General features: G+C 50.1%; 23 protein-coding genes and 1 other annotated feature. Of the genes, 10 read left to right on the forward strand and 13 right to left on the reverse strand.

Annotation, left to right across the window (positions count from 1 at the left end):
• The first annotated feature begins 38 nt into the window (after positions 1-38).
• From FVB43_RS06925 to FVB43_RS06955, 7 genes are all read left to right on the forward strand, one after another.
• Positions 39-1,361, forward strand: a complete 1,323-nt coding sequence (locus tag FVB43_RS06925; RefSeq protein ID WP_167863642.1) for a hypothetical protein — start codon at positions 39-41, stop codon at positions 1,359-1,361.
• Positions 1,358-1,948, forward strand: coding sequence for a DapH/DapD/GlmU-related protein (locus FVB43_RS06930; protein ID WP_167863643.1), 591 nt, complete (start codon positions 1,358-1,360; stop codon positions 1,946-1,948). Before FVB43_RS06925 ends, FVB43_RS06930 begins: the two co-directional genes overlap by 4 nt.
• The gene (locus FVB43_RS06935; protein ID WP_167863644.1) at positions 1,945-2,871 is read left to right on the forward strand and encodes a glycosyltransferase; all 927 of its coding nucleotides are present in this window, start codon (positions 1,945-1,947) and stop codon (positions 2,869-2,871) included. The genes FVB43_RS06930 and FVB43_RS06935 overlap by 4 nt, the downstream gene beginning before the upstream one ends.
• A 41-nt stretch (positions 2,872-2,912) precedes the next feature.
• Positions 2,913-4,022 (forward strand): glycosyltransferase, encoded by a 1,110-nt coding sequence (locus tag FVB43_RS06940; RefSeq protein WP_167863645.1) that lies wholly within the window; start codon positions 2,913-2,915, stop codon positions 4,020-4,022.
• A gap of 13 nt (positions 4,023-4,035) precedes the next feature.
• Positions 4,036-5,151 carry a glycosyltransferase gene (locus tag FVB43_RS06945; RefSeq protein ID WP_167863646.1) on the forward strand — a complete coding sequence of 372 codons (1,116 nt, stop codon included), beginning with the start codon at positions 4,036-4,038 and terminating at the stop codon, positions 5,149-5,151.
• A gap of 215 nt (positions 5,152-5,366) precedes the next feature.
• Positions 5,367-6,773, forward strand: a complete 1,407-nt coding sequence (gndA, locus tag FVB43_RS06950) for an NADP-dependent phosphogluconate dehydrogenase (RefSeq protein ID WP_159336338.1) — start codon at positions 5,367-5,369, stop codon at positions 6,771-6,773.
• Positions 6,774-6,918: 145 nt separating this feature from the next.
• Positions 6,919-7,929, forward strand: a complete 1,011-nt coding sequence (locus tag FVB43_RS06955) for a Wzz/FepE/Etk N-terminal domain-containing protein (protein ID WP_167863647.1) — start codon at positions 6,919-6,921, stop codon at positions 7,927-7,929.
• 41 nt (positions 7,930-7,970) lie between these two features.
• Here the strand turns inward: FVB43_RS06955 and hisIE are convergent, their stop codons facing one another.
• From hisIE to hisL, 9 genes are all read right to left on the reverse strand, one after another.
• Complete coding sequence (gene hisIE / locus FVB43_RS06960) at positions 7,971-8,582, reverse strand: bifunctional phosphoribosyl-AMP cyclohydrolase/phosphoribosyl-ATP diphosphatase HisIE (protein WP_167863648.1); 612 nt, start codon at positions 8,580-8,582, stop codon at positions 7,971-7,973.
• Positions 8,576-9,352: an imidazole glycerol phosphate synthase subunit HisF gene (gene hisF / locus FVB43_RS06965; protein WP_133841551.1), complete on the reverse strand. Its 777-nt coding sequence runs from the start codon at positions 9,350-9,352 to the stop codon at positions 8,576-8,578. The genes hisIE and hisF overlap by 7 nt, the downstream gene beginning before the upstream one ends.
• Positions 9,334-10,071 (reverse strand): 1-(5-phosphoribosyl)-5-[(5-phosphoribosylamino)methylideneamino]imidazole-4-carboxamide isomerase, encoded by a 738-nt coding sequence (gene hisA, locus FVB43_RS06970; RefSeq protein ID WP_159336341.1) that lies wholly within the window; start codon positions 10,069-10,071, stop codon positions 9,334-9,336. The genes hisF and hisA overlap by 19 nt, the downstream gene beginning before the upstream one ends.
• A 5-nt stretch (positions 10,072-10,076) precedes the next feature.
• Complete coding sequence (hisH, locus tag FVB43_RS06975; protein WP_133841553.1) at positions 10,077-10,667, reverse strand: imidazole glycerol phosphate synthase subunit HisH; 591 nt, start codon at positions 10,665-10,667, stop codon at positions 10,077-10,079.
• Positions 10,667-11,731, reverse strand: a complete 1,065-nt coding sequence (gene hisB / locus FVB43_RS06980; RefSeq protein ID WP_133841554.1) for a bifunctional histidinol-phosphatase/imidazoleglycerol-phosphate dehydratase HisB — start codon at positions 11,729-11,731, stop codon at positions 10,667-10,669. The genes hisH and hisB overlap by 1 nt, the downstream gene beginning before the upstream one ends.
• Positions 11,728-12,819: a histidinol-phosphate transaminase gene (gene hisC, locus FVB43_RS06985; RefSeq protein WP_167863649.1), complete on the reverse strand. Its 1,092-nt coding sequence runs from the start codon at positions 12,817-12,819 to the stop codon at positions 11,728-11,730. Before hisC ends, hisB begins: the two co-directional genes overlap by 4 nt.
• Positions 12,816-14,123 carry a histidinol dehydrogenase gene (gene hisD / locus FVB43_RS06990; protein ID WP_167863650.1) on the reverse strand — a complete coding sequence of 436 codons (1,308 nt, stop codon included), beginning with the start codon at positions 14,121-14,123 and terminating at the stop codon, positions 12,816-12,818. Before hisD ends, hisC begins: the two co-directional genes overlap by 4 nt.
• A gap of 4 nt (positions 14,124-14,127) precedes the next feature.
• On the reverse strand, positions 14,128-15,027 hold the full coding sequence (hisG, locus tag FVB43_RS06995) for an ATP phosphoribosyltransferase (protein ID WP_133841557.1): 900 nt from the start codon (positions 15,025-15,027) through the stop codon (positions 14,128-14,130).
• Positions 15,028-15,085: 58 nt separating this feature from the next.
• Positions 15,086-15,208 (reverse strand) — a sequence feature (His leader region).
• Positions 15,184-15,231: a his operon leader peptide gene (gene hisL / locus FVB43_RS07000; protein WP_100396937.1), complete on the reverse strand. Its 48-nt coding sequence runs from the start codon at positions 15,229-15,231 to the stop codon at positions 15,184-15,186. It overlaps the preceding feature by 25 nt.
• A gap of 190 nt (positions 15,232-15,421) precedes the next feature.
• Between hisL and FVB43_RS07005 the strand changes: the two genes are divergently transcribed.
• Entirely contained in the window at positions 15,422-16,249 is an 828-nt protein-coding gene (locus tag FVB43_RS07005) for an SDR family oxidoreductase (RefSeq protein WP_167863651.1), read from the forward strand.
• A 65-nt stretch (positions 16,250-16,314) separates the two neighbouring features.
• Here the strand turns inward: FVB43_RS07005 and FVB43_RS07010 are convergent, their stop codons facing one another.
• The 3 genes from FVB43_RS07010 to puuD are packed head-to-tail and all read right to left on the reverse strand — an operon-like array spanning position 16,315 to position 18,968.
• Positions 16,315-17,592 (reverse strand): NAD(P)/FAD-dependent oxidoreductase, encoded by a 1,278-nt coding sequence (locus tag FVB43_RS07010; RefSeq protein ID WP_167863652.1) that lies wholly within the window; start codon positions 17,590-17,592, stop codon positions 16,315-16,317.
• Between the two features lie 57 nt (positions 17,593-17,649).
• Positions 17,650-18,207, reverse strand: a complete 558-nt coding sequence (puuR, locus tag FVB43_RS07015; RefSeq protein WP_167863653.1) for an HTH-type transcriptional regulator PuuR — start codon at positions 18,205-18,207, stop codon at positions 17,650-17,652.
• Positions 18,204-18,968 (reverse strand): gamma-glutamyl-gamma-aminobutyrate hydrolase, encoded by a 765-nt coding sequence (gene puuD, locus FVB43_RS07020; RefSeq protein ID WP_167863654.1) that lies wholly within the window; start codon positions 18,966-18,968, stop codon positions 18,204-18,206. The genes puuR and puuD overlap by 4 nt, the downstream gene beginning before the upstream one ends.
• A gap of 221 nt (positions 18,969-19,189) precedes the next feature.
• Here puuD and FVB43_RS07025 point away from each other — a divergent pair, with 221 nt between their 5' ends.
• Positions 19,190-20,605, forward strand: a complete 1,416-nt coding sequence (locus FVB43_RS07025) for a glutamine synthetase family protein (protein WP_167863655.1) — start codon at positions 19,190-19,192, stop codon at positions 20,603-20,605.
• Between the two features lie 470 nt (positions 20,606-21,075).
• A complete protein-coding gene (locus tag FVB43_RS07030) occupies positions 21,076-22,443 on the forward strand; it encodes an APC family permease (RefSeq protein WP_133841564.1) in 1,368 nt (455 codons plus the stop codon).
• Between the two features lie 61 nt (positions 22,444-22,504).
• On the opposite strand, the gene sbcB is transcribed toward FVB43_RS07030, so the two are convergent.
• Positions 22,505-23,932 carry an exodeoxyribonuclease I gene (gene sbcB, locus FVB43_RS07035; protein WP_167863842.1) on the reverse strand — a complete coding sequence of 476 codons (1,428 nt, stop codon included), beginning with the start codon at positions 23,930-23,932 and terminating at the stop codon, positions 22,505-22,507.
• Between the last annotated feature and the right edge of the window lie 112 nt (positions 23,933-24,044).

A 24,044-nucleotide genomic window follows, 5' to 3' on the forward strand; every position in this document is an offset into this window, starting at 1 on the left:
TATTCTATTTTTTGATAGTTAAATTATTGAGGTTAATCTTGGGTAGAAATGTCTCATTAAATAATATTCTAAGGTATGCTGGCATATGGCTGGCATTAATAATTGTTTTCGGTGGTGCTTATAAAAGCCCGTTAGGAAACATAAGTACAGCACATATTATTGTTATCTGGGCTGCTTTGTTGCTAGCCTGTTATTTAACAACTCCATCACGTGAGTGGGCAAAACTATACATTCTTAATACAAGAAAATACAGATTGTATTTCTATGTAATGTTCTTAATGTTTATTGTGTCTGCATTTAATTATCTAATAATGAATGTTGGCGATGAGTTTTTTTTTGGTTTGCAAATTAAGCGTCTTGTATTGGCATTTATTTCATTTCTTTTGTTTCCTATTATACTTAACGCATTGTTATATAGATTAACGCCTAAGCAGATATTTTTTAGTGTATTAACTTTTATGTTATTCTTGGTAGTATTTAGCCTTCTTCAACTAGGAAGCAGCGACTTCAGAATGTGGTTTCTTGAGAGAACTGCAATAGATGGATATTGGCTTGAGTGGGCAAAACAGAGTAATAGAGCAATTGGCTTGAAAGCAATGTCAATATGGGATACATCTGTCGCATATTCAATTTTTATTTTTATCTGTTTTGGCGTGGTTAAAACGAATAAAAAAAATATCTCTAATTTATCTATTTATGTTTTTATTGCAATTACATTTCTTTTAGTTGGTTTGAGCGGCAGGACTGGTTTACTATTTCTTTGCTCCTTTGTATTTCTTCTCTGCGTTTTGTATGAAAAAAAAAGCCTGCTATTATTTTTCGCATTAACGCTGTTTCTAATGATATTAATGATTATCACTTTATCCGGAAGTGAAGTGATAATTAGGGTCGTTGATTTTGCACTGGAACTTTTCGTTAATGTCATTAATGGTAATTTCCACACAAATTCTACTGATGATCTTATTAATAACCACTTATTCATTCCTAACATAAACAATATTGCATTTGGTGAAAATACATTTATTGGTGATGGAGAAGAAGTTCAGTCTGAGATTTCTCGCTCATCAGATTCATCCTTTGTTATTAATTTTGTAGCCTATGGCATGTTTGGAGTAGTGTGTACTACACTGTTAATGTTGATTAACACTAGAGTGTTTTTTGATTTTTTCATGCTCACTAAAAAAAATAAATTTTATTATGTTACGCTATTGGTTTGTTTCTTATTATGTTTTGGTCTTTATATCAAAGCATTAGTTTACATAAGTGCTACTCTTTTGAAAGCGATGATATTTGTTTCAGTTGTCATCAATAGATTTAAAAGCTTTAATGATAGTAATAATAATAAGGTTGATTACCGATGAGTAAAATTAAAAGAGAAAGGTTGGGTATGATTTCGTTAAGGGTCATTCCTTTCTTTTATAATTTTTTGCGAAATCGTACGTATAGCATGATATTCAATGCAAAAAATATAAAGGTCGGGCATGGCTTATCCATATCAGGAAGTAAAAATATTTTTATAGGTGAGAATGTTTATTTAGGTAATAACTCTTGGTTGGACTCCATTGGCGATGGAGTTATATATATTGGTGATAATGTATCATGTAGTCAGAATGTTCATATTGCTGCGCAATCAACAGTAAAAATAGGTAACGGAGCATTGATAGGCAGTGATGTGCTGATCACTGATCATGACCATAAATTTGGTAAATGTTTCGAAAATATTATACCGAAAAAAAGAGGACTTACTGTCAAAGGCAACACCGAAATTGGTGAGAATGTTTGGCTTGGTGATAACGTTAAGGTCTTATCGGGTGTGACTTTAGGTAAAAATGTGGTTGTAGCTGCAAACTCAGTGGTGACGAAAAGTTTTTCTGCAGGCTTAGTGATAGGTGGTATTCCAGCCCGCATTTTAGAAAAAAAATCTAATAATTCTCATGGTTTAATATGAATATCGACGTAATAGTAGCCACATATAATGGCTTCAATCATATTGAAGAGCAAATATACTCTATCCTTAATCAAACCTACAAAAACATAACCGTTCTTATTCGAGACGATGGTTCAACGGATGGTACCATAGATATATTAAAAAAAATATCACTCTCAGATACTCGCGTAAAAATTGTCAAAGATGATATTCAATCTAAAGGTGTAGGAGAAAACTTCAAACAATTATTAAAACACTGTAACTCCGATTATGTTTTTATTGCAGATCAAGATGATCATTGGCAAGAGGATAAAATTGAGAGATTGTTATCCTTTATAAAACGGTGTGATCAAGATCAGCCATTTATTGCATATGCGCCAGGTAGGGTGGTAGATTCAGAACTCAACCCAACAGGGGAACTGACTGATTATAGATTGAAAATTGGAAAAGTTCAGGATATGTATCTTATGAATGGAGGTGTCCAGGGGTGTGCCATGGTGATCAATAAACATCTTTACAAACTGGCGTTAAAAACAAACTTTCATTGGCACATGCACGATCAGGTTTTGAGCTTATATGCAGCCTGTTTTGGTAAAATTTATTTTTGTGAATCACCACTTTTCTTGTATAGGCAGCATGATAACAATGTGCTTGGTTTTAACAACTCTACTATGAAAGACAAGATAAAAAGATATATTCACCTTAATAAAGATAGTTTTTTAGTCAACTACTCTTCTTACTTACTTTTTAACGAATTTACTTCACTTCTCGGAAATAGTTTGGATCATGAAATCAAGAGGGATATCGATTGCTTTTTAGTTGCAATAAATAAAGGCAAACTAAGTACTTTTATTTTTATTTTGAAGAATAAATTGAAATTACAGCATAGTCTAATAAGAGCATTTCTGAAATTAGTTATGGTTAGAAATACAATTGAGCGATAAGCTCATTCGAGTTTATAAATAAAAATAAATTGGTGAGTTCAATGAAGATTACTTACATCATTACAGGACTTGGCATGGGTGGTGCAGAGAACCAAGTTTGTAATATGGCAGATAAAATGAATGAATATGGCCATTCAGTTGAAATAATTTGTCTGTCTGGTGATGTTGTAGTTTCCCCCATTTCCGAAAAGATCAAAATTCATAATCTTCACTTAAAAAAAAATCTTGTTGGTTTTATAAAAGCATTAATAAAAACTAAAATAATTTTATTTAAAACCAAACCCGATATTGTGCACAGCCATATGTTTCATGCTAATATTTTCTCAAGGTTATTAAGAGTTTTCCCTCCATTTAATTCTAGTGCATTGATTTCTACTGTACATAATAGTTATGAAGGTGGGAAAGTTAGGATGTTATGCTATAGGGTTACAGACTTCCTGACAGATATTACTACAAATGTGAGTGAAGAAGCAGTCAACTCATATCTGGAAAAAAAAGCCGTTAAGCATGGAAGGATTATTCCTTTCAAAAATGCAATTGATACCGACCGATACATATTTAGTGAAGTCGACCGAGTACATTTGAGGGAGAAGTTAAATGTTAATGACCAAACAAAAATTATTCTTTCAATTGGACGACTTACTAAACAAAAGGATTATCCAAATTTATTTAATGCCATTAGTGGTATAAGTAATGAACATATACTTTTGGTTATCATTGGAGATGGAGAGCTTTTTGCTGAACTACGTGCCTTGGCTGTAAATTTAAATATTGATCATAAAATAAACTGGGTAGGCATTCAGCATAATGTCCAGCAATGGCTCAGCGCTGCAGATGTATTTGTACTTTCCTCTGAATGGGAAGGATTTGGTTTGGTCGTTGCTGAAGCAATGTCATGCGAACGAGTTGTAGTTGCAACTGATTCAGGCGGTGTTGCTGAAGTATTAGGCGATCGCGGTTTTCTTGTGCCTGTCAAAAATCATCGTGAATTAGGTATTGCCATTGAGAATTCATTGGCACTTTCAAATGAAGAAGCACATGAGTTAGGTAATTCCGCTAGAAAAAGAGTTAAAAAATTTTTTTCCATTGAAAATAGAATGCTCGAATGGCTTCAATTATACGAAAGTTTAAAATTAAAGAAATGGAATTAATAAGAAGGAACTCATGATGAAAATTGTTATTTCAGCCAACACCTCATGGTATATTTATAATTTCAGGAGGAACACAATATTGACACTTATAGAAAATGATTATCATGTCATAGTTGTTTCTCCTAAAGATGAATATTCTGATAAGCTCGTAGAACTTGGTGCTGATTTTAAAAATATAATAATTCAGCGTGATGGCACTAATCCTATAAAAGATCTTTTCACTTGCATAAGCTTTTACTTTTTATATAAAAAATTATCTCCAAATTTAGTTCTAAACTTCACGCCAAAGAATAATATATATAGCACGATAGCTGCAAAACTGCTAAAAATAAAAGTCATCAATAATATTGCGGGTTTAGGGACCGTATTTGTCAATGAGACTTTTGTTTCTAAGATTGCCCGGTTCCTTTATAAAGTGAGTCAGCCTCATGCTGATGTCATTTTCTTTCAGAATGATGATGATCGAACAATTTTCCTTGAAAATAGAATAACTACCGAAGATAAAACAGAACGTCTACCTGGTTCGGGTGTTGACCTCACCAGGTTTGAAATTCAAAAGTCTAATAACGATGGTGTGACTCGTTTTTTACTTGTGGCTAGAATGCTTTATGAAAAAGGGATTTCTTACTATGCAGATGCTGCGGAAATATTAAAAGCAGAGTACGGAGGCTCGGTTGAATTCTACCTGCTTGGTTTTATAGATGATCAAAACCCAAAAGGGATTTCATCTAAGAAAATTGACGAGTGGGTCAAAGGCGGGTGGATTATTTATAAAGGTACATCCGATGCAGTAGAAAAAGAAATAGCCTTAGTTGATTGCGTTGTTTTGCCTTCATTTTATCGGGAAGGTGTGCCTAAATCACTTCTCGAAGCTGGTGCTATGGGGAAGCCCATCATTACAACAGATAATGTTGGGTGCCGTGAAACTGTTGATGATTCAATTAATGGTTATCTATGCCAATCACGCTCTTTGGATAGTCTACTCAAAGCTATGAGACTTATCATTGATATGACATATGATGAACGTCTAGCTATGGGTATTAAGAGTCGCCAAAAAATGGAAGAGAATTTTGACGAAAAAGTAGTAATATCTAAATACTTACATGCTATCAAAAAACTAATTCCTTAAAATTTTTGATATTTATGCTTTTCTGGAATTACGTTTATGAATCTCTCGAACTTACACTTCTAGATTTAGTGTAACAAACAACTTCAAATTAGATTAACTGAACATAAGAACTATCGCACCAATCACTACCACCCCCCCATAAACCTGAGTTAACATGTTCGGAACATTGACCGCAGTCACAGAACTGCGGGTTTTCCACCCAGACAGGAGTAGGTATGTCCAAGCAACAGATCGGCGTTGTAGGTATGGCTGTGATGGGCCGTAATCTGGCACTCAACATCGAGAGCCGTGGCTACACAGTTTCTATCTTCAACCGCTCGCGTGAAAAAACCGATGAAGTCGTGGCTGAGAACCCAGGTAAGAAACTGGTTCCGCACTACAGCATCGAAGAGTTTGTTGACTCTCTGGAAAAACCTCGTCGTATCCTTTTGATGGTTCAGGCCGGTGAAGCCACCGACAAAACCATCGCCTCCCTGACGCCACACCTCGATAAAGGCGATATCCTGATCGATGGCGGTAACACCTTCTATAAAGACACCATTCGCCGTAACCGTGAACTGTCCGAGCAGGGCTTTAACTTCATCGGTACCGGTGTTTCCGGTGGCGAAGAGGGCGCGCTTAAAGGCCCATCTATCATGCCTGGCGGCCAGAAAGAAGCGTACGAGCTGGTTGCGCCAATCCTGACTGAGATTGCAGCTGTCGCTGAAGGCGAAGCCTGTGTGGCCTATATGGGTCCGGACGGTGCAGGCCACTATGTGAAAATGGTTCACAACGGCATTGAATACGGTGACATGCAGCTGATTGCTGAAGCCTATTCACTGCTGAAAGGCGCGCTGAACCTGAGCAACGACGATCTGGCTAAGACCTTTAGCGAGTGGAACGAAGGCGAGCTGAGCAGCTACCTGATTGACATCACCAAAGATATCTTCACTAAGAAAGATGAAGAGGGTAACTACCTGGTTGATGTGATTCTGGATGAAGCAGCGAACAAAGGTACTGGTAAGTGGACCAGCCAGAGCTCACTGGACCTCGGTGAGCCACTCTCATTGATCACCGAGTCCGTATTTGCACGCTACCTCTCTTCACTGAAAACACAGCGTGTTGCAGCGTCTAAAGTACTGAGCGGTCCTAAAGTTCAGACTGTGAGCGGTGATAAAGCCGAATTCGTTGAGAAAGTACGTCGTGCGTTGTACCTGGGTAAGATCGTCTCTTACGCGCAGGGCTTCTCTCAGCTGAAAGCGGCCTCTACTGAAAACAACTGGGATCTGCACTACGGTGAAATCGCTAAGATTTTCCGTGCGGGCTGCATTATCCGTGCCCAGTTCTTGCAGAAAATCACCGATGCTTATGCTGTTGATGCTGACATCGCTAACCTGCTGCTGGCTCCGTACTTCAAAAATATCGCTGACGAATACCAGCAGGCGCTGCGTGACGTTGTTGCGTGGGCTGTCCAGAACGGTATCCCAACACCAACCTTCTCTGCGGCTATCGCCTACTACGACAGCTACCGTTCAGCGGTACTGCCTGCGAACCTGATTCAGGCGCAGCGTGACTACTTTGGTGCGCATACTTACAAGCGTACTGACAAAGACGGTGTGTTCCACACCGAATGGCTGGACTAAGTCAATGCCTAACCTCCCGTTTTACGGGAGGTTATTTTCCTTCTTCTCCCCGATTTTAAGACTATCCTTCTGGCGCTCTGCCAACTGCTCGACTATCTTTTATTCGCATAACCATAAAAACGATACCAATTTTTTAAGTTGAGTCATGATGAGCAAAAAAAACACAACAAACTTTGAGCAATTTGAATCTGTAAAGCATGATGAACTGGACCTGTTGGACATTTTTTTCCAGTTATGGAAAGGTAAATGGATCATCATTGCACTGATAGTTGTTAGCCTGATTGGCGCGGGGATATACCTTGCTTCAGTTAAATCTAAATGGACGTCAACGGCCATCCTGACGCAACCTGATATCGGCCAGATGGTCTATTACAGTGGTATTTTAAATCAAGTCTATGCACTAAATGATGCTGATAACAATGGTAACAACACTCAGAGTAAACCTGGACAGTTCTCTCCGGATATCCTCCAGCAAACGCTTTTCAATCGCTTTAGCGCTTCGCTTGCCGCATCAAACTTAGTCGATATTAAAGCCGTAGACAAAGCCCTCAGCTATCCCTTGAGCATCTCACTAACGGCCGATTCCGCCAATCACGCGCAAGAGCAGCTTTCAAGCTACATTCAGCAGGTCAATACCACACTGTTGAATGATTATCTCGCTGAAATCAAAACTAACCTTATTGCAAAGCAAAGCGAACTGACCGCATCGCTGGAAGCGCAGAAAAAAATCGCGCAGCAGCGTAATGCGCATCGTATTGAGGTTATTCGCTATGCGTTGAAGATTGCGGAAGATTCGAATATTTCCAGTTCTCAACTGACTCAGGTGGAGAACCTGTCGGATGATACGTTATATCTGCTGGGTACCCATGCGCTAAGTGCGATGATTGCTAATGAGGCCAACAAGCCTCTCGTGCTCGATAAACAGTATTTCGATACACAAACTCAGCTCCTGGCACTCTCACAGTTGAAGCCTGACGCTGAAAAGTTACAACCCTTCACGTACATCACTCAACCCGACTTACCTGCGGCACCTGTCAATCCTAGAAAATCGTTAGTGCTGTTGCTGGCCGCCATTTTGGGCGCGATTGCAGGTTCAGCGATTGTTATCGGGCGTAATGTGGTCGCTGATTATCGTTTGAGGATGAGAGCAGAATAGGGTGCAGGCCGGGCATAACCCGGCCTGATAATGAGAGGGGCTTACTTATGACGCTGACGCAGGTTCTCAATCACCGTTGACAGGTTCAGATCCTGGTCCTGTAGCAGAACCAGCAGATGATAGACCAAATCAGAGGCTTCATTGGTCAGCTCATGACGGTCGTTGACGGTGGCAGCCAGTGCCACTTCCACGCCTTCCTCACCCACTTTCTGTGCAATGCGCTTAGTGCCGCTGGCGTACAGGCTGGCGGTATAGGAACTTTTCGGGTCAGCGTGTTTACGCTCGGCCAGGACCTGCTCCAGTTGATAGAGGAAAGTCCAGTCTGTCGCTGCGGGCGAGAAACAGCTTGTGGTGCCACGATGGCAGGTTGGGCCGACCGGGTGGACCAGCACCAGCAGCGTATCGTTATCGCAGTCTGGCGTGATGCTGACCACATTCAGAAAGTGCTCCGAGGATTCGCCTTTCGTCCACAGGCGCTGTTTGGTGCGTGACCAGAAGGTCACTTTGCCAATCTCCAGCGTCTTCGCCAGTGCTTCCTGATTCATATACCCATGCATCAGCACTTCACCAGACACCGCGTGCTGGACGATAGCGGGCATCATGCCTTCGGTTTTCACCCAGTCAAGCTGGGACAGTTGTTGTTCTGTTAACACGCGCGAATCTCCACACCTTTTTCAATCAGATAACTTTTCAGCTCACCGATATTAATAATCTGTTTATGGAACACCGATGCCGCCAGTGCGCCATCAACGTCAGCATCGCGGAAGGCTTCATGGAAATGCTCCATGGTGCCCGCGCCGCCGGAAGCAATCAGCGGTACTTTACAGCGTGCGCGTACTTTTTGCAGTTGTACCAGGTCGTAACCATTGCGCACGCCATCCTGGTTCATCATGTTCAGCACAATCTCACCCGCACCACGCTTCTGCACTTCTTCCACCCAGTCGAGGGTTTCCCACGTGGTGACTTTGGTCCGGCTTTCATCTCCGGTGTACTGATTCACATGGTACTTGCCGCTTTCGCTGTCAAACCAGGTATCGATGCCCACCACAATGCACTGCACGCCAAAGCGATCGGCCAGGCGCGTGATAAGGGAAGGATCGGCAAGCGCCGGGGAATTAATCGAAATCTTATCCGCGCCGAACGAGAGCAGCAGGGCGGCATCTTCAACCGACTTAATGCCCCCAGCCACGCAGAAAGGAATATCAATCACTTCTGCCACGCGTGAGATCCAGCTTTTATCCACCACACGGCCATCACTGGATGCGGTGATATCATAAAACACCAGTTCGTCGGCCCCTTCCTGCGCATAGCGCTGCGCCAGCGGCACGATATCGCCGATGATTTCGTGGTTGCGGAACTGCACGCCTTTCACGACCTGGCCGTCACGTACGTCCAGGCAAGGGATTATCCGTTTTGCCAGCATGAAATAGCCTCCGATGCGGTGAATTTATCTTCCAGCAGAGCGCGACCCACGATCACGCCCCGAGCGCCACAGCCGCGCAGGGCGGCAATATCGTCCAGAGAGCCGATGCCGCCGGAGGACTGGAAAGCAATGCTCGGGTAGCGGGCAGACACTTCGCGATACAGTTCAACGTTAGAGCCACTGAGTGTGCCATCGCGTGAAATATCCGTGCACAGCACGTGTTTCAGGCCGAAAGGCAAAAACTGCTCAATCACTTCTTCCAGCGTGATGCCGCTGGCTTCCTGCCAGCCGCTGATCGCCACTTCTTTACGGTTACTGGCATCAATGCGTACGTCCAGCGCCAGCACAATCGCTTCCGCGCCGTATTGTTTAAACCACTGCTGCACTTCTTCCGGCTGTTTCACCGCCGTAGACCCCACCACTACGCGTGTGGCACCCGCCTTTAACAGTGCGTCCACATCCTCTTTAGTGCGGATACCACCGCCCACCTGGACCGGGACGGTGACGCCTGCCAGCAGTTTGGTCAGCAGGGGGATCTGACGTGCGGCCGGATCTTTTGCCCCGGTCAGATCGACCAGATGCAGCACCTGCGCACCCTGTGCTTCATAATCCTGTAAGCGCGGCAGCGGGTCGCTGCCGTAGTCGCGTTGCTGGCCGTAATCGCCCTGATGCAGACGCACCACCTTGCCATCAATTAAATCTAATGCCGGGATAATCATGCCGGTTACATCTCCAGGAAGTTTTTCAGCAGCTGCGCGCCAGCGGCACCGGAACGCTCCGGGTGGAACTGCACGCCAAAGAAATTATCTTTCTGCACGGCGGCGGTAAAGGCTTCGCCATAATTGCACTGGGCAATGGTGTATTCATTGACCGGCATGGCGTAGCCGTGCACGAAGTAGAAATAGGCACCGTCTTCAATACCGCGAAACAGGTGGTTACCCGCTTGCGAGGTGATCTGATTCCATCCCATATGTGGCAGCGGCAGGCCGTGATCTTTCATGCGCTGCACAGGCTGGTCGATGATATTCAGCGTGGGTACGCCGCCGCTCTCGTCGCTACCGCTGCCCAGCAGTTGCATACCGAGGCAGATACCCAGTACCGGTTGGGTACAGGCTTTAATCAGCGCGATCAGTTCGCGTTCACGCAGCTGATCCATCGCGGCCTGGGCGGTGCCCACGCCGGGCAGAAACAGTTTGTCGGCGTTCAGCACGATATCCGCTTCTTTACTGACTACCGGATCATAGCCAAGACGCTGTACCGCCCACTTAACGGAGGACAGGTTGGCGCAGCCGGTATCGAGGATCACCACATCCATCACAGCACTCCTTTCGAACTTGGCAGGGTATTTCCCTCCACGCGGATCGCCTGACGCAGCGTGCGGCCGAAGGCTTTAAACAAGCTTTCAACGCGGTGATGGTCATTTTTGCCTTTGGTGCGCAGGTGCAGGGTGCTGGCCATGGTGTAAGAGAGTGAGCTGAAGAAGTGTTCCACCATCTCTGTGCTCAGATCGCCAACGCGCTGATAGCTGAACTCCGCTTTATATTCGAGGTGCGGACGACCGGAGATATCCAGTGCGCAGCGTGCCAGGCATTCGTCCATTGGCAGCACGAAACCGAAACGACCGATGCCACGTTTGTCACCCAGCGCTTTCAGCAGGGCTTCACCCAGCGCCAGCCCGGTATCTTCCACGGTGTGGTGATCGTCAATATAGAGATCGCCTTTCACGTCGATGTTCATGCGGAAGCCGCCGTGGGTAGAGATTTGATCGAGCATATGGTCAAAGAAACCCACGCCGGTATTAATTTTGCTGTCGCCTTCGCGATCCAGCCACACTTCGACTTTAATCTGCGTCTCTTTGGTGTTGCGTTGCACCAGCGCATAACGGTCACGCTTCGTCAGCTGCTGTTCAATCGCGTTCCAGTTCAGGTCTTTGCTGTACAGCAGACCGGTGATGCCCATGTTCTGCGCCAGCTGCACGTCAGTTGCGCGGTCACCAATCACATAGCTGTTGGCGATATCCAGTGCGCCTTCCGCCAGCCAGGCTTCCACCATTTTTGTTTTTGGCTTACGGCAGTCGCAGTGATCTTCCGGCTTATGTGGGCAAATCAGAATGTCGCTAAAGTTCACGCCCTGCGAACGGAGGATTTGCATCATCAGATTATGCGGACCGTCGAAATCGTCCTGCGGGAAGCTGCTGGTCCCCAGGCCATCCTGATTGGTGATCATCACCAGCTGATAGCCCGCTTTCTGTAACGACAGCAGGGCAGGGATGACGTCAGGCTCGAAGGCCAGTTTATCCATGCGGTCTACCTGAAAATCTTCTGGCGGCTCAGAAATGAGGGTGCCATCGCGATCGATAAAAAGGACTTTCTGACTCATGCTTGCTCCTGAGATACGGATGAACCGGGTAATAATGTTAGTGCGGCCACTGCGCGTTCACACTCTTCGCGGGTGCCAATAGAGATGCGCAGACAGCCCGCCAGACCAGGCTGTTTGTTCTGATCGCGCAAAATAATGCCCTGATCCCACAAGGTCTTAAATACCTGACTTGAGGCGGAGAAGCGCGCCAGAATATAGTTGGTATCGCTCTCAAACACCTGCTCAACGCAGTCTAACGTACGCAGATCGGCAATCAGCTTTTCCCGGGTGGCGACCAGCTCGCTCACATGCTGGCGCATCAGTGCAATGCCCTGCTCGCTCAGTGCCTGACCCGCAATATCCGCCACAGGCGTAGAGAGCGGGTAAGGGGCGATCACTTTCATCAGCAGCGCAATGACATCGGCGTTGGCGAGAGTGAAACCACAGCGCAGCCCTGCCAGCGCAAACGCTTTAGACAGCGTACGCAGCACCACCAGGTGCGGGTAATCCTTCAGCCAGCCAGCGAGTGAGGCTGAAGGGCAGAACTCAATATAGGCTTCGTCGGCGACGACCAGCGCTTTGCCACGCGTCATCTCCAGCAGCTGGCGAATATCATCCGGGTTAATCAGATTTCCGGTCGGGTTGTTCGGGCTGCACACATACACCAGTTTCACATTGTCTAACTGGTCAGCGATGGCGGGCAAGTTCAGCTGCCAGTCTTCGCGTGCTTCTACCGTGCGGTATTCAATGCCGATGGTTTCAGCGCTGACGCTGTACATGCCGTAGGTTGGCGGGCAGAACAACACCGCGTCTTTACCCGGTTCACAAAAGGCGCGCATTAACAGTTCGATGCCTTCATCAGCACCGCGGCTCACCAGCACCTGCTCCGGCGTCAGTCCCGCATAGGCCGCGTAACGCTCAATTACTAACTTAGGCTGACATTCCGGGTAGCGATTCAGGGTCTGCTGGCTGAGCTCAAACGGCACCGCCAGCGGGTATTCATTGGCGTTCAGCCAGACATCACCGTTGCCCCCCAGACGGCGTGCCGACTGGTAGGGCGTCAGGGCGCGCACATTAGCACGGGCCAGATCTTCAATCTTGCTGCTCATGGCTTCTCCTTCAGTGCGGCTACGCGCAGGGTCACGGCATTTTTGTGGGCAGTCAGTTGCTCGGCAGCGGCGAGAGTTTCAATGGTGGCCGCCAGCCCCATAAAGCCCTGCTTTGTCAGTTCCTGCACGGTCATACGCTTCTGGAAATCCGCCAGCCCCAGGCTGGAGCAGGTGGCGGTATAACCGTAGGTCGGCAGGACGTGGTTGGTTCCCGAGGCATAGTCACCTGCGGATTCTGGTGACCAGTCACCGAGAAACACAGAACCGGCACTGGTGATGCTGTCGACCAGGTCGCGTGCCTGGCGCGTCTGAATGATCAGGTGCTCAGGCCCGTAACGGTTGCTGACTTCAACGCACTGTTGCAGATCACGCATTACAATCAGGCGGCTGCTTTCCAGGGCTTTTGCTGCCGTGGCCGCACGAGGCAGTTCAGCCAGCTGGCGTTCAACGGCTTCGGCGACCGCCACGGCCATGGTTTGCGACGGCGTCAGTAGGATCACCTGCGAATCCGGGCCGTGTTCCGCCTGTGACAGCAGATCAGAGGCCACGAAGTCCGGCGTGGCCCCTTCATCGGCAATCACCAGCACTTCAGACGGGCCAGCAGGCATATCAATCGCCGCGCCGTCCATGCGCTGGCTCACCTGACGTTTGGCCTCGGTGACATACGCATTGCCAGGACCAAAAATTTTATCCACCTTAGGCACGGATTCTGTCCCGAAGGCGAGGGCGGCAATCGCCTGCGCCCCGCCGACCTGGAACACTTCCTGCACGCCACACAGGCGTGCAGCATAAAGGATTTCATCGGCAATCGGGGGTGGAGAGCAGAGCACTACACGGCCACAGCCTGCGATACGCGCCGGGGTAGCCAGCATCAGTACCGTGGAGAACAGCGGAGCCGTGCCACCCGGAATATAGAGGCCGACTGACGCTATCGGGCGCGTGACCTGCTGGCAGCGCACGCCGGGTTGTGTTTCGATATCCACCGGCGGCAGCTGCTGCGCCTGATGGAAGGTATCAATATTGGCGACCGCAACAGCCATCGCCTGCTTGATCTCATCACCCAATCGCGCACAGGCATCGGTGATCTGCTGTTCGCTGACGCGCAGTGCATCAACCTGAGTTTTATCGAAGGTGGCGCTGTAATAACGCAACGCATCGTCACCTTCACTCGAAACCTTGTCGAGAATGCCGCGCACGGTGGCACTGATGCTGTCAGAGGCGCCAAGCGCCGGGCGAAGCAGCAGGGTCTGCTGCTGTTCGGCACTGCAATCCTGCCAGGCAATGGGGGTCATCAGGGTCGCCATCGAATTACTCCATCATCTTCTCAATGGGCAGTACCAGAATGGAACTGGCACCCAGGGCTTTCAGTTTTTCCATTGTTTCCCAGAACAGGGTTTCAGTACTGACCATGTGCATCGCTACACGGCTCTTATCACCGGCCAGCGGCAGCAGGGTGGGGCGCTCAGCACCCGGCAGCAGGGCGATGATATCGTCCAGGCGTTCGCTCGGTGCGTGCAGCATGATGTATTTGGATTCACGCGCCTGGATCACACCCTGGATACGGGTCATCAGTTTGTCGATCAGCTCCTGCTTGGCAGCAGGCATTTCGCCATCGCGCTGAATCAGGCAGGCTTTAGAGCGGTAGATCACTTCGACTTCACGCAAACCATTGGCTTCCAGCGTGGCGCCGGTCGAGACCAGATCGCAGATCGCATCGGCCAGGCCGGCGCGCGGGGCGACTTCGACGGAACCGTTCAGCAGGCAAGATTTGAAGTTGACGCCCTGCTTGTCCAGGTACTTTTTCAGCAAGTGCGGATAAGAGGTGGCAATGCGGGTGTTTTGTAAACACTGTGGACCGGTATATTCGTCATCAACGGACATCGCCAGCGACAGTCGACAGCCACCGAAGTCGAGGCGGCGCAGCGTGAAGTAACGAGGATCTTCGCCCTGTGCACGGCGGGTCAGCAGCTCTTCTTCCAGCACGTTTTCACCGATAATCCCCAGATCGACCACGCCATCCATCACCAGGCCCGGAATATCGTCATCGCGCACCCGCAGAATATCAATCGGCATGTTTTCGGCGAAGGCGATCAGGCGCTGCTGCTGGAGGTTAATCTTAATACCGCAGCGCGCGAGCAATTCGCGTGATTCGTCGCTTAAACGGCCTGATTTCTGCATAGCTATGCGTAAACGGGTGTTATCTAACATGGGTTCTTATCCTTTTCCTGTCTGTATGGTGTATCCGCGTTCTTCTGATCTCAGGGCATAAAAAAAGCCCCCGGAAGGCGATCTTCCGGGGGCTGAGTTTGCGTTCTGCACCACTGGAAGATCCTGATCGTCTTCCAGCACACATCGCCTGAAAGACTAGTCAGGGTGATGGTGATGATGGTGATTGAACTGAACGCGTGTCATAAAATTCTCTTGGATGAATGGATATTCATTACGTGACAAATAACCTAACGAGAATGGACGCGTGGCGCAACACTTTTTTGTCAATGTTGAAAAATTCTCTTATCAACTGTCGGTTGTCACCGACTGAGCGCTGGCGTAGCCTGACAAGATAGCGGTCTACACGATCTGCGTTAACTACAGGAGCTGAGGGATGAAACGAGTCGCAATTGTTGGCCTGGGATGGTTAGGTATGCCACTGGCGATGTCGCTGGCGGGCGCTGGCTGGCAGGTCACTGGTACGAAAACCACGCCTGATGGCGTAAATGCTGCGCGAGCAAGCGGTATTGACAGTTATCTTCTTGAATTGACACCGGAACTGAACTGCGAGGCAGACGATCTTGAGGCGCTACTCAGCGTGGATGCGCTGGTGGTGACGTTACCGGCCAGCCGGACGGCGGCGGGGGGCGAAAATTATCTGCTGTCCGTGCAGCAACTGGTAGACAGTGCGCTGGCGTTTAACGTGCCACGGATTATCTTTACCAGTTCAACCTCGGTTTACGGTGAGCATAGCGGCCTCACTAAAGAGAGCAGCGTGCTGGACCCGGTCACCGTGGCCGGACAGACGCTAAAGACGCTGGAGAGCTGGCTGCACAAGCTGCCGAACACCTCGGTGGATATCTTACGTCTTTCCGGACTGGTTGGCCCACATCGCCACCCCGGACGTTTCCTCGCCGGAAAAACCGATATCGCCAATGGCAATCAGGGTGTCAACCTGGTGCACCTGGACGATGTGATTGCGGCGATTAGCCTGCTGTTGCAGACGCCGAAAGGCGGGCATATCTATAATCTCAGTGCCCCGCAGCATCCGGCGCGTAATCAGTTTTACCCGCAGGTTGCGCGGCAGTTAGGGCTGACGCCGCCAACCTTCCAGGCAGACGATGATAAAAACAGTGGCAAGCTGATCGACGGCAGTAAAATCTGTCGCGAGCTGGGGTTTGAGTACCGTTATCCCGATCCTGCCAGGATGCCATTGTCATAATCAACAAGGGGTTGTCGCAGGCGGTGACCCTATTTCCGGTCGCCCCGTGCTGATGTCCGGCCCGCTTACACGCCCAGCCGGTCTCGTAATGCATACCACGCCGCACCGATCGCGGTTAACGGCACGCGCAGACGACGACCGCCGGGGAAGGGCAGGTGCGGTAGCCGGGCAAACGCATCAAAGCGCCCGGCATCTCCCTGCATGGCTTCGGTGACCAGCTTCCCGGCGAGATGGGTACAGGTTACGCCGTGGCCGCTGTCACCCTGCATATAGTAAACGCCGTTCTCCAGACGCCCAAACTGTGGCATCCGCGACAGGGTCAGCAGGAAATTACCGCTCCACGCATAGTCAAACTTCACGCCAGCCAGCTGCGGGAAGGTCTTCATGAGTTTCGGGCGGATAAGGGCATCAATATCGCCCGGATCGCGCGCCCCGTAGATCACGCCTCCCCCATACAGCAGACGGTTGTCCGCCGTCAGACGGAAGTAATCCAGCAGATAGTTACAGTCCTCCACGCAGCGATGGTTAGGCAGTAGCGACAGGGCCTGGTCCGCCGACAGCGGTTCGGTGGCAATAATTTGTGAACCACAGGGCAGGCTTTTTTTCGCCAGCCGCGGTTCAAGATGTGGTGCGAGATAAGCATTCCCGGCAAAGATGACAAAACGCGCACTGACCTCACCGCGCCCGGTACGTACCCGATGCGGGGTGCCATAGTTTACGGCAGTCACGGCAGAGTTTTCATAAATACGCCCGCCGTGGCGGCGAATGGCTTCGGCCTCACCCAGCGCCAGGTTCAGCGGGTGAATATGGCCACCACGTTTGTCCAGCAGCCCGCCGACATAGCGCTCAGTGCCTATTTCTCGTCGTATGCCACTCTGGTCCAGCAGTTCGACGTCGTGATTGCCATAGCGCTGCCACAGCTGGTGTTGAGTTGTCAGATGCTGCATCTGGCGGTTGTTTAATGCGGCGAAAATGCATCCCGGACGATAGTCGCAGCGAATCGCATAGCGATCGATGCGATCGCGGATGATCGTTGCGCCTTCAAACATCATGCTGCCGAGCAGACGTGCAGTTTCTTTGCCGTAGCGCTGCTCAATAACGTCAACATCGCGGCTGTAAGAGTTAACCACCTGGCCGCCATTGCGCCCGCTGGCACCGAAACCCACCCGGGCCGCCTCCAGCAATACCACATCGTAGCCCGCCTCGGTGAGGAACAGGGCAGACGACAGTCCGGTAAAGCCTCCGCCAATGATGCAGACGTCGCAATGTATATCCCCGTCCAGCACCGGCCAGGGATCGTGCGGATTCGTGGTGGCGGCATAATAGCTGTTGATATGTTCCATCTCTTCTCCCTTAATCACTGCCTCAGAGGCGATCGGAAACAGCATCGCCTCTGGCCGTCAGAATGTGGCCGGGGTATGTGCGCTGATAATGCGGCAGGGCCGCGTGGACGAATTGGTAAAGCTGTGCGGTTTGCCGGTATCAATCACATAGCTCTGCCCGGCGTGAAGTGCGAAATGCTGGCCGCTGATCGTCAGAATGATTTCGCCTTCCAGCAGCGTGCCGGTCTCTTCCCCCTGATGGCGGATTTTTTCGCCGGTGGTGGCGCCGGGTTCGTAGGTTTCCAGCAGCATCGCCAGCGTGCGCTGAGGATTGCCATTGTGGATCAGACGCAGCGATACGCCCTGACTGCCGATATCGATCAGCTCATGGGCATCGATCACCACCTTTGGCGGTTCATCCTGCACTTTTTCGGCAAAAAACTCGGACAGCGACAGGCCGTATACCTTGAGAAGTTTTTGCAGCGTGCTGACGGCCGGACTAACTTTGTCCTGTTCAATTGTACTGATGGCGCTGTGCGTCAGGCCGGAAAGCTCCGCTACGCGACGTTGTGACAATCCCATCTGTTGCCGGATTTCGGATAGGCGCCGTCCCGGTGCCAGCGTGGTTTCACTCATTGCTGCGCGTCCTTTTTTGATGCCGCGCAGGCGGCGAGAAAGCCTTCAAACAATTGACGTGACAGCGCCGAGCTGTCGCTGTGCCATTCCGGATGCCACTGCACCGCCAGCGCAAACGGGTGCTGGCGATGGCTGACAGCCTCGATTAGCCCGTCTCCGGCACGCGCCTCAATGCGCAAGGCATCACCCGGCGAACGGATACCCTGCTGGTGCAGGGAGTTAACCCAAAATTTTTCACAGTGATTCACCAGCGGTGCCAGCAAGCCTCCAGGTTCCACCCAGACTTCATGCGCCGGCGCATATTGCTGGTCCAGCGACAGTTCCTCGTCCTCACGATGCTCCTGAAGGCCCGCAACCTGATGTAACTGACGGTGCAGCGTACCGCCGGTGGCCACCACCAGCTCCTGTAAGCCGCGACAAATCGCCAGCAACGGCATCTGGTGGTCCAGCGCATAGCGGATCAGGGCAAAGGAGAGCGTATCGCGGCCGGGATCGGCCAGGGCTTCTTTGCCGCTCTCGCCGTAGTGGTGGGGTTCAATATTGCTGGGGCTGCCGGTCAGCAGAATGCCGTCCAGCACCGCCATAGCATTGTCTAACCGCTGAGGAGCGGACATTAGTCCGTGGGGCAGGGCAAGTGGGATACCGCCAGTCGATAAAATGGCATCAAGGTATTTGTTATGCACCATCTGCGTCGGGTGGCCGCCCATGTTGGTCTGGCACATCACCACGCCAATCAACGGCTTGTCAAAAATAATGCCCATCAATTCCTCCTCACGCTGGTCAATATATCAACCATTCGAGCCCGGAATGGCCGAAAACTGTGCAATATATTTTCAATCTAGCAATCAGGTGCTTAATATTCAAACGCAATAAGCGCAAATATAAAGCGCATAGTTACATTTGCACACTTTTTGTGTTGGCGCTATGTTAAGAGGGTGGCTGTTATTTTGAGCAGTATTCAACAACCTGAAAAGGTGATGCGATGACCAATATTGTCGAAGTTGAAGACTTCACGCGGCACAGTGAAGAAAAACGAACCAGCGCGTTCCAGAATGAAGTGAAAGCTTATCTGGAACGCCATCCTGAAACGCAGTATGCCGATATTCTTCTTAATGATTTAAATGGGGTGTTTCGCGGTAAACGTATCCCCATCGCCAGTCTGACAAAACTTGATAAGGGTTGCTACTTCCCGGCATCGGTCTTCGCCATGGATATTCTGGGCAATACCGTTGAAGAGGCTGGACTCGGCCAGGCGCTGGGCGAACCCGATAACCTTTGCATGCCGGTTGAAGGCACCTTAACCCCCTCTGCGGCGGACCCGCACCATCTGGCACAGGTTCTGCTGACTATGTGTAATCAAGATGGCACTCCCTTTGACGTTGAACCCCGAAACGTACTCAATCACCTCTGGCAGCGACTGCGCAATCGAGGTTTGTTTCCGGTGGTAGCGGTAGAGCTGGAGTTCTATCTGGTCGACAAGCAGCGTGATGCGGAAGGCGATATTCAGCCACCGTGTGCGCCGGGCAGCGACGAACGCAGCATGCAGAGCCAGGTCTATTCTGTCGATAATCTTGACCATTTCTCAGCGGTACTGGGTGATATCGATTCCCTGGCGCATTTACAAGGGATACCGGCTGACGGTGCGCTGGCGGAAGCGTCACCGGGGCAGTTTGAAATCAACTTGCATCACACCCGCCATGTGCTCAATGCCTGCGATCATGCTGTACAGCTAAAACGCCTGGTGCGCCAGGTTGCCGAGCAGCACGGGATGAATGCCACCTTTATGGCAAAACCTTACGAGGCCTATGCGGGCAGTGGCATGCACGTGCATATCAGCATGCTGGATGCGGCCGATCATAATGCTTTTGCCAATGACGATGGCAGCGATTCGCCGCTGCTGAAGCGCGCGCTGGCGGGCATGATTGACCTGATGCCTGCATCAATGGCGCTGCTGGCCCCAAATGTGAACGCTTATCGCCGTTTTCTGCCGGAGGCGTTCGTTCCGCTTCAGGCATCGTGGGGCCATAACAACCGTACCGTGGCCCTGCGCATCCCCTGTGGCGATCAGCAAAACCATCGCGTGGAATATCGTGTCGCCGGGGCGGACGCTAATCCTTATCTGGTGATGGCGGCCATTCTGGCAGGCATATTACATGGGCTGGACAATCAATTACCTTTACCTCCTGCGGTCAAAGGTAACGGACACGAAGCGGAAGGGAACCCGCTGCCGATCCGCCAAAGCGATGCGCTGAATGCCTTTGAGCAAAGCCATCAGATACAGGCATTATTGGGCACGCGTTTTGGTTTTGTCTGGCATCAGTGTAAGCACCATGAACTGATGCAGTTTGAACGGTTGATCACCACCACGGAGATTGACTGGATGCTGAAAAATGCCTGAAAATCCCTGTACCGGGTGTGACTGTCACGCCCGGCTTACTCTCTTTGTTTCAATAAATTGTAACTGAAACTCTTAGGGGCTTGTCATTGCGCCTTACTTTGGTGCAGAATGTGCGCCCTGCAAAATGATACCTGTAAACCGACGCTTTATTTCCTGGCGGCGGTATTTTTTTATCTGTCGGTCAGCAGGCAACACAACTTTCGCATTTTAAAGAGGCCGGTCCAGAACCGGATAGATATTCGCTTTTAAATACACTTTGACGTGTTTTATTGAGGAAACAAACATGGGGCTTCACCATCTTACTCCAGCGTCTGCTGGGAACCGTCAGCGCGATGACTACGGCGCCACAGCAGGTGATACCTTCACGCCTGCCTGTTCTTCCCAGTATCCTCTTTCGAAAAGCTATCGCACGATGCATAGCTCCCCTGTGGTTCAACCCAGAACGGTTGATGCTGTGGGGAGGCTAAATCATGTCGTTTGATACGCTCAATTCAGCCGCCCAGCCGCGTGCAAAACTGAAAAAAACGCTGACGTTACTGCCTGTTGTGATGATGGGTCTGGCTTATATGCAGCCAATGACTTTATTTGATACGTTTGGCATTGTTTCTGGCCTGACAGATGGCCACGTCGCGACCGCGTACGCCTTTGCGCTGATTGCTATTCTGTTTACCGCACTGAGCTACGGCCAGTTGGTTCGTCGTTTCCCGTCTGCGGGATCGGCCTATACCTATGCGCAGAAAGCGATCAGCCCGCACGTCGGCTTTATGGTCGGCTGGTCTTCGCTACTTGATTATCTGTTTATGCCGATGATCAATATCCTGCTGGCGAAAATATACTGGGAAGCACTGGTCCCTGGCATTCCATCGTGGATCTTTGTGATCTTGCTGGTGGGCTTTATGACCCTCTCCAACCTCAAAGGTATTAAAACCGTTGCCAACTTTAACAGTGTAATTGTTGTGCTGCAGGTAGTGGTGATGGTGGCGATCATGGCGATGGTTGTCTGGGGTGTGGCGCACGGTGAAGGCGCAGGCACGCTGGTCAGCAGCAAACCGTTCTGGTCAGAAAATGCCAATGTGGTGCCGATGATCACTGGCGCGACGATACTCTGTTTCTCCTTCCTTGGTTTTGACGGTATCAGTTCACTGTCGGAAGAGACCAAAGATGCAGAGCGCGTTATCCCGAAAGCGATCTTCCTCACCGCACTGATTGGCGGCGTCATCTTTATTGTGGTGTCCTATTTCCTGCAGTTGTATTTCCCGGATATCTCGCGCTTTAAAGATCCGGACGCATCACAGCCGGAAATTATGCTGTATGTGGCAGGTAAAGCCTTCCAGTTCGGTATCCTGATCTTCTCCTGCGTGACGGTACTGGCTTCTGGTATGGCGGCGCATGCGGGCGTGTCACGTCTGATGTATGTGATGGGCCGTGATGGGGTATTCCCGGTACGTTTCTTCGGTTATATCCATCCGAAATGGCGTACGCCAGCACTGAACGTGCTGCTGGTCGGGGTGATCGCACTCTCCTCAATCACCTTCGATCTGGTGACGGCAACGGCGCTGATTAACTTTGGTGCGCTGGTGGCGTTTACCTTCGTTAACCTGTCGGTGATTTCTCAGTTCTGGATCCGTGAGAAGCGTAACAAGACCTTGAAAGATAACTTCAAGTTCCTTGTGCTGCCGCTGATGGGTGCACTGACAGTGGGTGCACTGTGGGTGAATCTGGAAGAGAGCTCCATGGTGCTGGGCCTGGTCTGGGCCGCGATTGGTCTGCTGTATCTGGCCTTTGTCACCCGCAGCTTCCGTAATCCGGTGCCACAGTGCAGTGAAGATTTGATGTAAACCCTCGTGGGTGCATCATTCTCTGTGAGGGCGGGCCGCTGTTGGGTCCGCCCTTTTCATATCAGGACACCAGTTCCCGCGCGTACTCAAACAGCGCTTTCAGCTGATCCAGCTTCGCCTGTTCCCCTTCGTACTGATTAAACAACATTTCCAGTTCCTGAATATAATTCTGCACCCGCTCAGGATGCAGCACTTCGCGACGATGCTGCAGCCAGCGTTTCTGCTCGGCATCATCCAGCGTGCCGGGGAAGTTACGTGCGCGATAGCGGAACAGTAACTTCTCAATGCGTGCATCATTGAATGCTAAATCCAGCGCCGGAAGATTCTCCGGCACGGTCTGACGAATAATATTCATCGCATTGCGGTCGGCATCGCTAAAGAAGCCGTTATAAATCTGGGCATCCACATCTTTGGAGGCTTTGAACGGTTCGGCATCGGCATACAGCGCCACCACTTTCTCGCGTACCTCAGGGTGTTGGCGCAGCAGGGCGAGATTATTCAGGCAGTGCTGACGGTCAATCCCAATGCGTTCCGCATCTTCCGGACGAAGGGTATTCGCCGGGGCAACTACCGGGCACTTGTTAATATGAACCAGCTTCAGTGGCACCGGGGCAGCATCACCGAGCTCACTGCGCGGGGTATACAGCCGCTCACGCAGTTCATCGGCGCTCAGGGTGAGTAGGGGGGTCATATCACCGCCCAGATCGCAGGTGATCAGGGCATTGCGATTATCGGGATGCCAGGCCAGCGGGGCAATCCAGCTGGTGTTACCGCGAGCCGCGCCAAACATGCCGGAAATATGCACCAGGGGTTTCATCTGCGGAATATCAACCAGCGCGCTGATTTTTTGCTTATTACGGTGGCTGAACAGGAAGTCATACAGGCGTGGCTGCTTCTCCTTGACCCGTTTTGCCATCGCAATGGTGGCATAAACATCCGACATCGCATCGTGGGCGTTTTCATGGGCAACACCGTTGGCTTTGGTCAGGTGTTCAAGGCGGAAGCTGGGGAAGCCGTCCTCGTTTTCAGGCCATTCGATGCCTTCCGGGCGCAAGGCATAGCAGGCACGCATCACATCCAGCAGGTCCCAGCGGCTATTGCCGTACTGCCAGCTCCAGGCGTAGGGATCGTAAAAGTTACGATAGAACAGATTGCGGCTGACCTCATCGTCAAAGCGCACATTGTTATAGCCCACCACACAGGTGTTGGGTTCGCTGAACAACTGATGAATACGGCGGGTAAATTCCGCTTCACTGACACCGCGAGCACGCGCAATTTGCGGCGTGATGCCGGTGATCATCACGGCTTCCGGCTGTGGCAGATAGTCATCCGCAGGCTGACAGTAAAATACCTCGGGCTCGCCCAGGATGTTGAAATCCATATCGGTACGGATGCCCGCAAACTGCGCAGGGCGGTCCAGCGAGGGGCTTTTACCGAAGGTTTCGTAATCGTGGAAAAGGAAGGTGGGTTGGTTGGCTTTGTCTTTCACTGTTTCGCTGTCCACTTCTGTTTGTTAACTCTCTGAAAATGTAGTGTTTAGCATAATGTCTAAACCCTGCTTCGTTCACGCTCATTCACTGCGGTTGGCTTCAGTCTATGCA

Origin of the sequence: Erwinia rhapontici (assembly GCF_012271765.1) — a bacterium.
Taxonomy (GTDB): domain Bacteria; phylum Pseudomonadota; class Gammaproteobacteria; order Enterobacterales; family Enterobacteriaceae; genus Erwinia; species Erwinia rhapontici.

What these genes read in the sequence shown, in the direction of transcription:
- hisA (WP_159336341.1), bottom strand. Translation starts at nt 10,071, where the DNA reads ATGATTATCCCGGCATTAGATTTAATTGATGGCAAGGTGGTGCGTCTG.
- hisH (WP_133841553.1), bottom strand. Translation starts at nt 10,667, where the DNA reads ATGGATGTGGTGATCCTCGATACCGGCTGCGCCAACCTGTCCTCCGTT.
- FVB43_RS07025 (WP_167863655.1), top strand. Translation starts at nt 19,190, where the DNA reads ATGACCAATATTGTCGAAGTTGAAGACTTCACGCGGCACAGTGAAGAA.
- hisD (WP_167863650.1), bottom strand. Translation starts at nt 14,123, where the DNA reads ATGGCGACCCTGATGACCCCCATTGCCTGGCAGGATTGCAGTGCCGAA.
- hisG (WP_133841557.1), bottom strand. Translation starts at nt 15,027, where the DNA reads ATGTTAGATAACACCCGTTTACGCATAGCTATGCAGAAATCAGGCCGT.
- puuR (WP_167863653.1), bottom strand. Translation starts at nt 18,207, where the DNA reads ATGAGTGAAACCACGCTGGCACCGGGACGGCGCCTATCCGAAATCCGG.
- hisB (WP_133841554.1), bottom strand. Translation starts at nt 11,731, where the DNA reads ATGAGTCAGAAAGTCCTTTTTATCGATCGCGATGGCACCCTCATTTCT.
- FVB43_RS06945 (WP_167863646.1), top strand. Translation starts at nt 4,036, where the DNA reads ATGATGAAAATTGTTATTTCAGCCAACACCTCATGGTATATTTATAAT.
- FVB43_RS06935 (WP_167863644.1), top strand. Translation starts at nt 1,945, where the DNA reads ATGAATATCGACGTAATAGTAGCCACATATAATGGCTTCAATCATATT.
- FVB43_RS06930 (WP_167863643.1), top strand. Translation starts at nt 1,358, where the DNA reads ATGAGTAAAATTAAAAGAGAAAGGTTGGGTATGATTTCGTTAAGGGTC.
- puuD (WP_167863654.1), bottom strand. Translation starts at nt 18,968, where the DNA reads ATGGGCATTATTTTTGACAAGCCGTTGATTGGCGTGGTGATGTGCCAG.
- hisF (WP_133841551.1), bottom strand. Translation starts at nt 9,352, where the DNA reads ATGCTGGCAAAACGGATAATCCCTTGCCTGGACGTACGTGACGGCCAG.
- hisC (WP_167863649.1), bottom strand. Translation starts at nt 12,819, where the DNA reads ATGAGCAGCAAGATTGAAGATCTGGCCCGTGCTAATGTGCGCGCCCTG.
- FVB43_RS06940 (WP_167863645.1), top strand. Translation starts at nt 2,913, where the DNA reads ATGAAGATTACTTACATCATTACAGGACTTGGCATGGGTGGTGCAGAG.
- FVB43_RS07030 (WP_133841564.1), top strand. Translation starts at nt 21,076, where the DNA reads ATGTCGTTTGATACGCTCAATTCAGCCGCCCAGCCGCGTGCAAAACTG.
- FVB43_RS06955 (WP_167863647.1), top strand. Translation starts at nt 6,919, where the DNA reads ATGATGAGCAAAAAAAACACAACAAACTTTGAGCAATTTGAATCTGTA.
- FVB43_RS07005 (WP_167863651.1), top strand. Translation starts at nt 15,422, where the DNA reads ATGAAACGAGTCGCAATTGTTGGCCTGGGATGGTTAGGTATGCCACTG.
- FVB43_RS07010 (WP_167863652.1), bottom strand. Translation starts at nt 17,592, where the DNA reads ATGGAACATATCAACAGCTATTATGCCGCCACCACGAATCCGCACGAT.
- gndA (WP_159336338.1), top strand. Translation starts at nt 5,367, where the DNA reads ATGTCCAAGCAACAGATCGGCGTTGTAGGTATGGCTGTGATGGGCCGT.